Source organism: Prevotella sp. oral taxon 313 (assembly GCF_003043935.1).
Classification (GTDB): Bacteria; Bacteroidota; Bacteroidia; order Bacteroidales; family Bacteroidaceae; genus Prevotella; species Prevotella jejuni.
Genome location: NZ_PYXE01000001.1, coordinates 3444114 through 3459069, shown reverse-complemented (window position 1 = coordinate 3459069; position 14956 = coordinate 3444114). Strand labels below are relative to the sequence as shown.

Genomic DNA, 14956 nt, shown 5'->3' with positions numbered 1-14956 from the left:
AGCCTTGGACTGGTTGTAAAAATGCTGTAATCCAATAAAGAAGGGGCTCATCACCCTACTCCTTCGGCTCGGTGTCAGTTATATAACTACAAGTTTTTGATGCTTAAAAGGTCTATGCGAGCGACATTGTCATCATCCTTCTTAGTGTTCGCATTTCAATCCTTTTGCGTCTTTTGGTTGCTCCTTGCAAGTTGAACATTTCTCACTACTTTGTTTCAGAGAATCGATAACGCTGCATTTCACCTAAAACTAAATTTGCTGTCATTACTGTCATTCAATATTGCCACCTAACACATTAGTTTACAACGGGGTTACATGAAATGTTAAATATGACAGCAAAATGAAATGAAAAATATTTCTGTAATTGTGAGTGTTATATTCAGTCTTCGTTAATAGACTTTATCAATGATTTAATAGAGCTTTTAAGATACCTTCGCAGCCGTCTTCTATCAAATCAAGAGCGAAGTTGAAATCCTCTGTACCACCATAATAAGGGTCGGGAACACAAGTAGCTGAAGGGTGCTGAGTGAAGAAGTCTGCCATTCGAATAACCTTCTTTCGTGCCGCCTCATTCGGTGCTTGCGACGTAATATTACGATAGTTCTCTTCGTCCATAACGACAATCTTATCGAAACAATCAAAATCTCTGCTTGCATCAAACTGCCGAGCATGATGATTGACATTATACCCACGCTGCCTTCCACACTCTCTCATCCGCTTGTCTGGAAGCTGTCCAACGTGCCAACCCCCAATTCCTGCTGAGTCTATCAAGTATCGGTCGTCCCACCCTCGTTCGTCAACAAGGTGTTGCATCACAGCATGAGCCGCTGGAGAACGGCATATATTGCCTAAACAAATAAACAAGATACTTACTTTCTCTTCTGCTTTTGTCTTCATCATTCGTATTCTGTTTCTTATAATGCAAATAGTTTCTTTATCTCATCCAACCTCTCTAAGGCTACCTTCCTACCCTGTTCATACGTTGCTTGCATCATGGCTGGATCGTGAGAAAGGTGCCCAATAGTAAGTTTTCCTTTAGGTCGTAGGACCAGTGTATTAGGTTTCTTTTCTTCCTCTTTGATATATGCCAACTGCTCATTATACATGATATGGCGCTGTTCCAAAGCCCGCACAATACGTGGATGACGATGTAACCACATTCGCATAAGGGGCATTAATGAATTAGGAGTCTTCACATAGTCTTCTGGTTGAGTAAGTACAACGAGATTATGGTCGTACCCTTGCTCTTGAAAAAAGCGAAGAGGAATAGAGTCGGCAATGCCACCATCCAATAGTTTCTTACCTTCCACCGTCACAATACGAGCTGCAATAGGCATAGAAGCAGAGGCACGAATAAATTCTAAACAATTATCATCAACCTCCATCAAACGCTTGTATTCAGCCTTACCCGTACCGACATTCGTACATACAGCCCAGAACTCCATAGGGTTATCACGGAAGGTATCAACATCAAAGTAGTCGATGTGACGAGGCATATAATGATAAGCATACTCCCCACCAAAGTAATCACCGGTCGTAAGGAGTGAACGTAAAGAAGCATATCGCCAGTCGTTTGCCAACTTCTTGTTGTATCTTATCGCCCGTCCAGGCTGTTTTGACTTCATATTACAACCAAAGGCAGCACCAGCAGAAACACCAATCACACCATTAGGCCATATCTCATTCTCCATCAAAACATCCATCACACCAGCTGAAAACAATCCGCGCATGGCGCCTCCTTCTAATACAAGTCCTTTCTTCATTATCCTTTATATTATCTATACTACCAACTAATAATATCACGATATGGGAATTAGAGAAAACAAAAATTCCCATGGTAACACACTACCCTCTTATCTTCTTTTAGCCAAGGTCGCAATGGCATCAAAGTTATAAACAAGTGTTCCGCTGGTAAAAGTGGTTGTTTCTATCTTGAAAGAACGATACTTACGGAGACAGTCAACGAAACCTATGGGGTCTTGTACAAATGCTGAGTCAGTCTGTTTACTGATCCCAGGCTTATAACTGAACCTTCCCACCTCTTCTCCGTATGCGTAGACACGTACAAAATTAGTTGTATCATAACTATTACCAGCAAACTGCTCACCATCACCAAGTATCATACAAGCCTCAACTCCGACACGTCCAAGATATCTAACTCGTATCGTCATACGATTAGAAGGAGTTATCTGTGATTTCTTATTTGGTGCACTTTGTGTCTTGGCAACAAGTGAGTCATTCTGATAAGACCATGACGATACATACGTCCCATCACCAGACGAATTACTATCAAGGTCGACAGCCATCATTGTGTCAACTTGTGTCGTATCATAATGTCCTACTCCTCGTGAAGAATAACCTGAACATGACATAATAGCAAAGGCCATAACAACCACAAAAGATGTAGGAAGAGCCCGCATAGATAGTAGTTTCATATTCTAAAAGTAAAAGGGTCAAGAGAGTAAAAGGCAGTAAACACATTACCACCTCGTTCTCAAATAAAAAGTTAAGGGAGTTTAGAAATATGTATGAATACCCTTAAAGATAACTTATCTCTAAACTCCCTATACGCTTATTAATATCTGAAGAGCATTAATACTCGCCCCATGCCTTGATATCAATATCATCCATTCCGACATTGCAGAAGGCTGAAATAAACGCACTTGCCAGTCGGCTATTCGTTATCAACGGTACATTGAGATCGATTGCAGCACGACGAATCTTATAACCATTGGTTAACTCACGAGGCGTAAGGTCTTTTGGCATATTCACAACCATGTCTATCTTCTTCTCATGGAGAAGTTCAAGCGCCTGTGGATGCTGTCCTTCGTCTGATGGCATATAGACGAGTGTGTTCTCAATACCGTTCTCTGTGAGATACTTTGATGTACCAACTGTTGCATAGAGTTCATATCCATGCTGCTTCAACATTTTTGCCGCATCAAGCATCCCAGCCTTCTGCTTTGCGCCACCTGTTGACAACAAGATTGTCTTCTTTGGTATTCGAAGACCAACTGACAGCATTGACTTCATCAGAGCTGTTGAGGTGTCATCACCCAAACAACCAACCTCACCAGTAGAACTCATATCAACACCCAATACTGGGTCGGCCTTTTGTAAGCGGTTAAAAGAGAACTGAGAAGCCTTAATACCTACGTAATCAAGGTCGAAGAGGTTCTTATTAGGCTTCTCTACAGGTGCACCAAGCATAATCTTAGTAGCCAAGTCAATGAAGTTGAGCTTCAACACCTTACTAACGAATGGGAATGAACGGCTCGCACGGAGGTTACACTCAATAACGAGGATATCGTTATCACGTGCCATAAACTGAATGTTGAATGGTCCGTTGATATGCAACTTCTTCGCAATCTGACGACTGATACGCTTAATACGGCGCATAGTTTCAACATAAAGTTTCTGAGGTGGGAACTGAATTGTAGCATCACCAGAGTGAACACCAGCAAACTCAATGTGCTCAGAGATAGCGTATGCCAATATCTCACCATCCTGTGCAACCGCATCCATCTCAATCTCCTTTGCATGTTCAATGAACTTACTTACCACAACAGGGTGGTCTTCGCTGACGTTGGCAGCCAACTGAAGGAAGCGAGTGAGTTCATCTCTATTAGAACAGATATTCATTGCTGCACCAGAAAGTACGTAAGATGGACGTACAAGTACTGGGAAACCAACACGGTCAACAAACTTATCAATATCGTCCATACTTGTCAATGCACTCCATTCTGGCTGATTGATACCATTCTCTGTGAGCATTGACGAGAACTTAGCACGGTCCTCAGCGTTATCAATATCCTTTGCTGATGTTCCAAGAATGGACACGTTCTCCTCATCAAGATACATAGCGAGGTTATTTGGGATCTGTCCACCTGTAGATACAATCACACCATGTGGGTTCTCTGCATCAATGATATCCATGACACGCTCGAATGTTAACTCATCGAAATAGAGGCGATCACACATGTCATAATCCGTTGACACTGTCTCTGGATTATAGTTAATCATGATAGAACGATAGCCCTGACGACGGATAGTATTCAATGCCTGAACACCACACCAGTCGAACTCTACAGAACTACCAATGCGGTAAGCACCTGATCCAAGTACGATAACTGAGTTACGATCATTAGAGAATGTAATGTCAGAAGCCACACCTGCGTATGTAACGTACAGGTAATTGGTCTGTGCTGGATATTCCGCAGCCAATGTATCAATCTGCTTAACAACAGGAAGAATACCAAAGCTCTTACGTAAACGACGAACGATTCTCATAGCTTCGTGCATCTTCTTGCACTCTTCCTCCAAACCAACAGCACGTGCAATTTGGAAGTCTGTAAAGCCATAAACCTTTGCTGTACGCAGAAGTTCCTTATCAAGTGTGTTGATATTCTTAGTTTTCAGTTCCTCATCAATATCTATGATATGCTTGAGTTTATTAAGGAACCATCGGTCAATTTTGGTTAGTTCGTGAATCTGGTCAACCGTATAGCCCTTGTGCATCGCCTTAGAAATAAGGAACACACGCTTGTCGGTAGGTTCACGCAACGCTGCATCAAGATCGTCTATCTGCAATTCTTTGTTCTCAACAAAGCCATGCATACCCTGTCCTATCATACGAAGACCCTTCTGAATGGCTTCCTCGAAGTTACGACCAATAGCCATTACCTCACCAACAGACTTCATACTTGAGCCTAACTCCCTATCCACACCACGGAACTTACTGAGGTCCCAACGTGGAATCTTGCAGACTACATAGTCGAGTGCTGGCTCGAAGAAAGCTGAAGTGGTCTTTGTAACAGAGTTCTTCAACTCAAAGAGTCCGTAGCCCATACCCAACTTAGCAGCAACAAAAGCAAGAGGATAACCAGTTGCCTTGCTGGCAAGAGCTGAAGAACGAGACAAACGAGCATTTACCTCAATAACTCGATAGTCTTCACTCTCTGGGTCGAAAGCATACTGAACATTACATTCACCAACAATACCAATATGACGTACTATCTTTATAGACAGTGCACGAAGCTTATGATACTCGCTGTTAGAAAGGGTCTGAGATGGTGCAATAACGATAGACTCACCTGTATGAATACCAAGTGGGTCGAAGTTCTCCATGTTACAAACTGTGATACAATTGTCGTAACGGTCACGAACAACCTCGTACTCTATCTCTTTCCAGCCCTTCAAACTCTTCTCTACCAATACCTGAGGAGAGAACGAGAAGGCCTTCTCACAGAGTGTATTCAGTTCTTCCTCATTATCGGCAAATCCACTACCAAGGCCACCTAATGCGTATGCAGCACGTACAATAACAGGATAACCGAGGTTCTTTGCAGCCACTCGTGCCTGCTGAATATCCTCACAAGCCTCACTCTTGATTGTCTTTACATCAATCTCATCGAGTCGTTCAACGAAGAGTTCACGGTCTTCAGTATCCATGATAGCCTTAACAGGAGTACCTAAAACCTTTACATTATACTTCTTCAGAACTCCTGTCTTATCCAACTCAACACCACAGTTCAGTGCTGTCTGACCACCAAAAGACAGGAGAATTCCATCAGGACGTTCCTTCTCTATAACACGCTCAACGAAGTAAGGTTGAACTGGAAGGAAGTAGATTTGGTCGGCAACACCCTCTGATGTCTGTACTGTTGCGATGTTTGGATTAATCAAAACAGTAGAAACACCCTCCTCACGTAAGGCCTTTAATGCCTGTGAACCAGAGTAATCAAACTCGCCTGCCTCACCAATTTTCAATGCGCCTGAACCAAGTATCAGGACTTTCTTTATTGACTCGTCTTTCATTATTTCAGTGTTTCTACAAATTTATCAAACATAAAGTAAGTATCAACCGGACCAGAGCAAGCCTCTGGGTGGAACTGTGAGGTAAACCAAGGATTCTCCTTATGGCGAATACCCTCATTACTACCGTCATTCATGTTAACGAAGAGTTCCTGCCAATCCTTGTCTAATGTTGAAGCATCAACGGCATACCCATGATTCTGTGAGGTGATATAACACTTATTTGTACCCACCATACGAACAGGCTGATTATGTCCACGATGACCATATTTCAACTTATAAATCTTTGCTCCTGCAGCCTTTGAAAGCAACTGGTTACCCATACAAATACCACAGATAGGCTTCTTACTCATACTCATCTGTTTACGAATAACCTCAACAGCATCATTACACATGTCTGGATCACCAGGTCCATTAGCCAAGAAAAGACCATCGTAGTCCATTCCTGTATAGTCATAGTTCCAAGGAACACGAATAACTTCTACTCCTCTATTAATAAGTGAGCGGATAATATTGGCCTTTACACCACAGTCTACAAGTACTACTTTCTTACCAGCACCCTCGTTATAACGGATAATCTCCTTGGTTGAAACACGGTCAACAAAGTTCACTCCCTCGTAATCAGCCTCTGGGATATTATCTGGTTCATCATCAAAGAGAATCTTACCCATCATCACACCGTGCTCACGCAGCACCTTTGTAAGTTCACGTGTATCAATACCAGTAATGCCTGGCACATGCTCACGCTTCAACCACTCAGCCAAACTCTCCACTGCATTCCAGTGAGAATACTCCTCAGTGTAGTCTGATACGATTAAAGCCGATACATAGATTTTATCACTCTCCATGAAGGTTGGGATACCGCTCTCTCCTATAGTAAAAGGTGGTACACCGTAATTACCTACCAATGGGAAGGTCATTGTTAATAGCTGACCCGCGTATGAAGGGTCGGTTAAGCTCTCTGGATAGCCCATCATAGCAGTGTTGAAGACTACTTCACCAGCCACTGGGGCGTCATATCCAAACGACTTTCCATGGAATTTTGTTCCGTCACTTAAGACTAAAGTTACGTTCCTCATTGCTTATAGTATTGTTGGATTGAAATTTCTATTCATGAAAAGAATTATTTCTTATCGTGAAAAGAAATAATTCTTTTCATGAAAATAAATCTTTTTTATCATGATGTTAATTTACAGGTAGGCGTTTATTACGCCTTTCCTGCATTTAAGTGTTCACGCTCATAATAGTTAACGAAGGCCGCATTGACCAATCGCATACCACCAGGAGTTGGGTAGTTTCCTGTGAAATACCAGTCACCTGGGTGATTAGGAATAGCTTTATGCAATCCTTCTACACTCTGGAAGACAAGTTCAACAGGCGTTGTCATCCCCTCAGGGCGAAGCATTTCAACTATCTTCTTATTTATCTCATCTACCGTAAATGGCTTATAAACAGCACGTACAGCATTGAAGATAGGTTCGCCCTTAGGCTTTGCCAATTCTTTCTTACAGTTCTCATACACTTCACGAAGAAGACTTTCTTGACCACGTTCACGTATCAATTCGACTACAGCACGGAACACACAGAACTCCTCTGGATGAGGCATATCAATACCGTAGTAGTCTGGGAAACGAATCTGTGGTGCACTTGACACGACTACAATCTTCTTAGGATGCAGACGATCAAGGATACGGAGGATACTTTCTTTCAATGTTGTACCACGCACGATAGAGTCGTCAATGATGACAAGACTATCCTGATAGGGTTTAATACACTCGTATGTAACGTCATAGACATGAGAGGCAAGGTCGTTACGTGAGTTACCTTCTGTAATGAAAGTACGCAATTTTATATCCTTCCATGCCACCTTCTCAGAGCGTACATCTTGATGAATGATATGATAAACCTCCTCTGGAGCAGCATTAGAACCTAAAGCTGCAATCTGCTCAACCTTCTTCTTGTCTATTTGTTCCTTAAAGCCATGAACAAGACCATAGAATGCTACCTCTGCTGTATTAGGGATATACGAGAGAACAGTATGCTCTGTATCATAATCAACAGCCTTCAAGACGGCATCTGTCAACTGGCGTCCTAAGGTTTCACGTTCCTTATATATATCACGATCCGAGCCACGAGAGAAATAAATTCGCTCAAAGGAGCAAGCCGCATTCTGCTTAGGTTCAAGTATCTGCTGTAGTGAACACTCCCCACTCTTGTTGACTATCAGTGCTTGACCAGGCTTCAATTCCTGAATATCATCACATTCGAGGTCGAATGTTGTTTGTAGAACAGGACGCTCACTGGCCAAGACAACAATCTCATCATTCTTATAATAGAAAGCAGGACGTATTGCCCATGGGTCGCGAATAGAGAACATCTCTCCCGAACCTGTCAGTCCACAGATAACGTAACCACCATCAAAATGCTGCATCGTTGTCTTGAGGACATTACTCATCTGTACGTTCTCTTCAATATAGTTGGTGATAGCACGCTTCTCCAAACCTAACTTTTGAGCAGCCACAAAGTTACGTTCAACCTCACGGTCGAGTCTGTGTCCCATCAATTCCAATAGAATATTCGTATCACTATAGATGCGTGGACACTGTCCTTGTTCGGTCAGTATCTCAAAGACATCTTCAATATTCGTCATATTAAAGTTGCCACACATACAGAGGTTCTTAGCCTTCCAATTGTTACGACGCAAGAAAGGATGGACATAAGAAAGGCCACTCTTGCCGGTAGTAGAGTACCGAAGGTGGCCCATATAAAGGTCTCCCGCAAAGGGAAGCTTAGTTTTAGCAAAAGAAACATCAGACAACTGCTCCTGTGAGTAGTCCTTATAATGCTTATGAACATTAGCAAATATCTCAGTAACAGCATTCTTTCCCTCTGCACGCTCACGGAACATATATTCATTACCTGGCTCAGAGTCTAATTTTACAGAAGCCATACCAGCCCCTTCCTGCCCACGATTATGCTGCTTCTCCATCATCAGATAGAGTTTATTCAGTGCATACATCCAGGTGCCATACTTCTCCTGATAATACTCAAGCGGCTTCAACAAACGTATCATTGCTACACCGCAATCTTCATGAATGTTCTTTTCCATTGATAAGCTTTCTGTCTATCTTGTTCTTTTATATTACTCTTTCTCTCTGTATATCTCCCCTTTTAAATAGGAAAATATTATTGGTTTCATTTTTTAGGAGTGTACATAGCCTGCACATTAAGCGTTAACTCGCACAGACTATGTCTTATAATATTTGGTTTATTACCACTCATTCGCTCCTTATTCAACAGTAACTGACTTCGCCAGATTTCTCGGCTGATCAACATCCTTGCCTTTACATACAGCTATATGATAAGCCAATAGCTGCAATGGAACCGTTGCCACTAATGGCTCAAGACATTCCATCATGTCTGGGAGTTCTATAACAGCATCTGCTATCTTAGAGATGGTTGTGTCACCCTTTGATACTAAAGCTATCACACGACCTTGACGTGCTTTTATCTCTTGGATATTACTCCTTACTTTCTCATACATTCCGTTATGGGTTGCAATAGCTACAACAGGCATATCTGAGTCAATCAAAGCAATTGGACCATGTTTCATCTCTGCTGCTGGATAACCTTCTGCATGTATATAGGATATCTCTTTCAACTTCAATGCACCTTCCAAAGCCACAGGATAACTATATCCTCGACCAAGATAGAGGAAGTTACGGGCGTAAGTAAACGTACGAGCTAAGTCTGCTATCTGCTCATTTGACTTTAACACCTCTTCTATAATAGATGGCATTTCAGCCAATTCCTTTATTACTTTCTTGTAATCTTCTTCGCTGATAGTTCCTTTTGCATGTGCAAGTGCAAGTGCAAACATTGTCAACACAGTAACCTGTCCTGTGAAAGCCTTCGTTGATGCTACGCCAATCTCAGGTCCTACATGAATATAAGTACCTGTGTCAGTAGCACGAGGAATACTTGAGCCTATCGCATTACAGATACCATAAATGAAAGCACCCTTAGACTTTGCAAGCTCAACTGCTGCAAGTGTGTCTGCTGTCTCACCACTCTGCGAGATAGCAATGACAACATCACCACTCCCAACTACGGGGTTACCATAACGAAACTCACTTGCATATTCAACTTGAACAGGGATGCGACAATACTCTTCTATCAACTGCTTACCTATTAATCCGGCATGCCAACTTGTTCCACAAGCTACGATAATTATGCGCTTTGCATTGAGTAATTCATTACGATGGTCTATCAAAGCACTCAACGTAACCTGATTATGCTCAGGATGAACACGTCCTCGCATACAATTATTTAAACATTCTGGCTGCGCAAAAATCTCTTTAAGCATGAAATGAGGGAACCCACCCTTCTCTATCTGACCAAGATTAATATCTACAGTACGCACTTCAGGTGATAACTCTTCATTCAGAATATTAACCACCTTCAGCTCCTCTCCTAACTTCATAACGGCAATATTACCATCATCTAAGTACACTACCTTATCCGTATACTCAATGATAGGACTGGCATCAGAGCCCAGAAAGAACTCTCCATCACCAATACCAACCACCAACGGACTCTGTTTACGTGCCGCAATTATCGTATCTGGATTACGCTTATCAAGTATAGCTATGGCGTATGCACCAATGACTTGATGAAGTGCTAACTGTACAGCTTCCAACAGACTGAGGTTTTTCTTCGTCTGTATATAATCTATCAGTTGCACCAACACTTCTGTATCAGTCTCTGATTGGAACTTCATTCCCTTCTCTATGAGGTTATGCTTTATCTCAGCATAGTTCTCAATGATGCCATTATGAATAATAGCAAGATTCTTAGACTGCGAATAATGCGGGTGAGCATTTACTGAGGAAGGCTCTCCATGAGTAGCCCAACGTGTATGAGCAATGCCGATATTACCTGTTGTATCCTTATCAGAGCAATACTCTTCCAGGTCGGCAACCTTCCCCTTAGTCTTATATACATTCAGATTCTTACTCTCGTTTATCAATGCAACACCTGCACTGTCATACCCCCTATACTCAAGACGCTGTAAGCCTTTAATTAAAATGGGATAAGCTTCACGCTTTGTTCCTATGTATCCTACAATTCCACACATACTCCTAATACAATCTATTATTCTATTCAAAAAAGAGAACACCTCTCACACCCCCTCTTTTTGGTAGACCCGAAAGGTCTACCCAAGACATGGATGTCAAAGATATTCTCATTCCAATTATATTTCTTCCATAGAAGACTATAAGAATAGCCTCCAAGGACAGTATATTACTTTCTCAACACGTTCACAAGCAGCGAAGCTACTGACGTCACGATACCAATAAAAGAGAACCAGAGAGTGGTTGAACTACCGATACCAGAGTTCTTAGCCTTTACGCTGTTTGGCTCAATATAGAGGACATCATTCTGTTGAAGATAATAATAAGGTGAGTTCAGCAAGTTTGCGTCATTAAGATTCAAACGTACAACGTGCTTCTGACCTGTCGCATCTTCACGTATCAACATGATGTTATTACGCTTACCATAAACGCCAAGGTCACCTGCTTGTGCAATAGCTTCCATAACGCTCATCTTCTCCGTTGACACAGGAATAACGCCTGGGTGACCAACTTCACCAAGCACTGTTATATGATAACTGCTCATGCGAACCGTCACAATAGGATTCTCTGTGCGTGCCAAATAAGGTTGAATCTTACTCTTGATAAGGTCCTCACACTCAGGCTTTGTCAAGCCACTTACATGAATCTTACCAATCACAGGGAAATTGATAAAGCCAGAGTTGTCTACCAAGTAGCCCTGTAAAGAACCACCACCAGAACTAACTTGCTTACCACCTCCCAACTGGTTGCGTACTTGCAGGTTAAAAGGAGCTGCCGCATCAGGGTCGGTAGTGTTCACCGTGATGGTCAACTCATCCTTTGGCATAATGCGTGCGTCATACAAACCACGTGAAGCAGCAAGGCTAATAGAGTCAGCATTTTGTAAGTAGGTAAAGCCCTTACTTGAACCACATCCTGACATTGTCACAATCATAGCCGTAACTATGAGGGAGAAAATAATTTTTTTCATTTGAACAAATAACGTGTAGTCAACTATCAACATTAATTTTAGCAAAATAAAAACGAACGAAAATTATGGAACTTCGCCCCTTATTTTATCGATCGAATCATATTCTTTGCAAAAATACAACTATTTTCTGATAACTACAAGCTAATAACTGTTTTTCTTTTTAGATTCTTCAACACATAATAACGCACACCTTTCCACATCAGAACTGTGTTGAAGTGCATTGAGAGAAAATCTGTCTAAAACTTAGGACTTGCCATAAACTATAATGGTCAAAACTGGTTATTAATCGTATTGCTATCAGACATCTTATTAGTCCTTGGTCGTTTACAGCCGTCCTAATGATAAACAGGATTCAGACCAAAGACATTCTACAAGACTTTTAACCCTTAACAGCGATGGTGCAGACACCTCACACCATTGGTGTTTGACATCAATACAACGTGTGAAAAGTACCAGCACCAAAGTAGACAACGACGAGAAAGACTTACGTTTATAATTTAACCGTACGTAGTAAATAGCTAATTACAAGCATCTTATACGTAAAGTTACTTTATAAAGAGTGTCATTCAGAATGAACAACACGGCTTACTCCTACTTGATATCAGCCACCACATACTCAGACCTTGTTCCTATACGAAACTTACCACCCCAAATACCGATTCCTGAAGATACATAATAATGCGTATCTCCCTTCTGTAAAGGCCCAAAGGCATCCTCGTAGATAAGGTCCTCTATCCAACTTATAGGCCATACCTGTCCATAGTGTGTATGCCCAGAGAGTTGGAAATCTACCCCTGCCTGCTGTGCCTCTTCTAAGTGATAAGGCTGATGATCCATAAGAATCGTATAATAACCTTTTGGTGCTAACCCCATCAAGCTTCGTAGACTGGCACGTCTTTTATTCGTCCTATCGTCGCGTCCTACAATAAGGATTGAGTCACCACCTGCCAAAGGTACCACACTATGCTCGTCGATCAGCAAGTGTATCCCCGCATCTTGATAGAACTTTTTAGCACGGGGCTCGCCACTATAATACTCATGATTGCCCAAACAAGCATATACAGGAGCTTTCAAGCGATGGAACTCTGACGCTATATCTTGATCAATCAAAGCTCGAATACTTCTATCAATGATGTCGCCAGCTATCAGAATTACCTCTGGATTCTCTTCATTAATCATGTCAACCCACTTTCTAAACTCATCCGCACGATTATGATAACCCAAATGTAAATCCGACATCATTACCAATCTATGTGGCTGATGAAAAGGTTTATCAGAGTTCAAAACCATAGGTACACGTTCTTTATGTAGATAATTGAAATAGCCATAGACAAATAATCCTGTCATAATGACGATAACCGACACCGTACCTATCCAACTATTGTAAAGGAAGGAACGAGGAACAAGATGGAACAGTCTACCTAAATCGAGTACAAGAAAGAACAACAATAAATAGAATCCGATGAAAAGAGAAGAATTTCCCAGTTCATACAGTGCTACAGCCACTGACATTGGCTTATCATCAAGACCAAAAATAAAATTGGTAAAAAAGCATACTAAGCACAAAAGCAATGCACCTGTAACGACCCATTTACCTGTAGCCGTCATCGGCAGGAGTTGCCACACATGCCAACTTACATACCCAACACCTATTAGAAGGATTAGAAGAAGGACTATTACTCTACTAAGGTTCATCTTACAATCTTTTTACTTAAAATATTACTAAATATCTACGTGCCCACAGTATAGAGGCTACACCTCTCATTCCAAGAAACGATAAGAATGCTATCCATAAGGCATCATTCCCATAACTACTCCACAGTAGATAATAGACAACGAAGAATGTTATCATTGCCATAGCTGTTGAGAACAACATCCCTTTAGTTGCTGTCAACCCAATAAAGACCCCATCCAACACAAAAGCTGCCATCCCCACTACGGGAATAAGGTAGGCCCAGAAGAGATAGGGGTGTGCTGCGACGACAACAGTCCTATCGCTTGTGAGAAGATGGAGGAAACCTACACCCCCGAAGACATACATCAATGTAAAAAACAAGGCCATAATGATGCCAAAACCAAACAATCGGCGAACAGTTATACGCAACCCTACTCTATCTCCCGCACCATAGTACTTCCCACTTAGTGCCTCTCCTGCGTATGCAAAACCATCCATTATATAAGAGAACAGCGTAAACAATGTCATTAACAAGGTGTTTACAGCCAAAATCATTGGTCCTTGCTTTCCACCTGACGAGGTAAAGAAAAAGTTGACAGCTACCAAACAAAGGGTGCGTAAAAAGATGTCCTTGTTTACACGAAAGAACTCACCCCACTTACCTTTCATAGCCAACACTCGACGGACAGACCCTTGTAAACACACACGCTCATCAACTCCGACAGTAGTCATCTGCCTATAAGCAGCATACAGAGAGACAAGAAAACCTACCCATTGAGCAAGTAATGTTCCTGTTGCAACGCCACTTACCCCCCAACCAAGCACGAAGACGAAGAAGAGAGAGGCAAGGATATTGACTATATTCTGCAATACTGCGACAAGCATAGGCGTACGTGTATTCTGCATACCGATAAACCATCCGGTCAAGCCATAGAGTCCCAACATTGCAGGAGCGCCCCATATCACTATTCTAAAATAGGTGGCTACAAAGTGCCACGAGGCTGCTGGCGTATTCATCAGCCGAAGCATCCCCCACTCTATGCCACATTGTGCCACAATGAAGAGCAAGCCCATGCCTACTCCTATCATCAAGGTGCGTATAAGAATATCTAAACATTCTTGCCTATCTTTCCTCCCGTATGCCTGAGAAGTCATACCACTTGTACCCATACGAAGGAAGCCTAACAGCCAATACATCACATTGAATATCATTGAACCGACTGCTATCGCACTGATATAGGTCTCATTGCCAATATGCCCTACCACCGCCAAGTCGACAAGACCTAACAGTGGTACTGTCACATTACTTATAATAGAGGGGATAGCAAGGCGCAGTATCTCCCTGTTCCAGTTATCCATCAA

The 14956-nt window shown here is 42.0% G+C and carries 10 protein-coding genes; all 10 read right to left on the bottom strand.

All coding sequences use genetic code 11. The features are described 5' to 3' along the window. Window positions 1-402: 402 nt before the first annotated feature. Window positions 403-900 carry a low molecular weight protein-tyrosine-phosphatase gene (locus tag AXF23_RS13580; protein ID WP_107625675.1) on the bottom strand — a complete coding sequence of 166 codons (498 nt, stop codon included), beginning with the start codon at window positions 898-900 and terminating at the stop codon, window positions 403-405. Window positions 901-914: 14 nt separating this feature from the next. Next, window positions 915-1763 carry a patatin-like phospholipase family protein gene (locus AXF23_RS13575; RefSeq protein ID WP_107625674.1) on the bottom strand — a complete coding sequence of 283 codons (849 nt, stop codon included), beginning with the start codon at window positions 1761-1763 and terminating at the stop codon, window positions 915-917. Window positions 1764-1853: 90 nt separating this feature from the next. Further along, a complete protein-coding gene (locus AXF23_RS13570) occupies window positions 1854-2435 on the bottom strand; it encodes a hypothetical protein (RefSeq protein ID WP_089366117.1) in 582 nt (193 codons plus the stop codon). Window positions 2436-2592: 157 nt separating this feature from the next. After that, entirely contained in the window at window positions 2593-5817 is a 3225-nt protein-coding gene (gene carB, locus AXF23_RS13565; protein WP_107625673.1) for a carbamoyl-phosphate synthase (glutamine-hydrolyzing) large subunit, read from the bottom strand. Beyond that, entirely contained in the window at window positions 5817-6893 is a 1077-nt protein-coding gene (gene carA / locus AXF23_RS13560; RefSeq protein WP_107625672.1) for a glutamine-hydrolyzing carbamoyl-phosphate synthase small subunit, read from the bottom strand. The genes carB and carA overlap by 1 nt, the downstream gene beginning before the upstream one ends. Window positions 6894-7021: 128 nt before the next feature. After that, the gene (locus AXF23_RS13555) at window positions 7022-8923 is read right to left on the bottom strand and encodes an amidophosphoribosyltransferase (protein ID WP_009011893.1); all 1902 of its coding nucleotides are present in this window, start codon (window positions 8921-8923) and stop codon (window positions 7022-7024) included. A 180-nt stretch (window positions 8924-9103) separates the two neighbouring features. Then, a complete protein-coding gene (gene glmS, locus AXF23_RS13550; RefSeq protein ID WP_107625671.1) occupies window positions 9104-10951 on the bottom strand; it encodes a glutamine--fructose-6-phosphate transaminase (isomerizing) in 1848 nt (615 codons plus the stop codon). A gap of 167 nt (window positions 10952-11118) precedes the next feature. After that, window positions 11119-11919: a polysaccharide biosynthesis/export family protein gene (locus tag AXF23_RS13545; RefSeq protein WP_042856203.1), complete on the bottom strand. Its 801-nt coding sequence runs from the start codon at window positions 11917-11919 to the stop codon at window positions 11119-11121. Window positions 11920-12510: 591 nt separating this feature from the next. Beyond that, a complete protein-coding gene (locus tag AXF23_RS13540; RefSeq protein WP_107625670.1) occupies window positions 12511-13614 on the bottom strand; it encodes a metallophosphoesterase in 1104 nt (367 codons plus the stop codon). A gap of 16 nt (window positions 13615-13630) precedes the next feature. Further along, a complete protein-coding gene (locus AXF23_RS13535) occupies window positions 13631-14953 on the bottom strand; it encodes an MATE family efflux transporter (protein WP_107625669.1) in 1323 nt (440 codons plus the stop codon). Window positions 14954-14956: the final 3 nt, after the last annotated feature.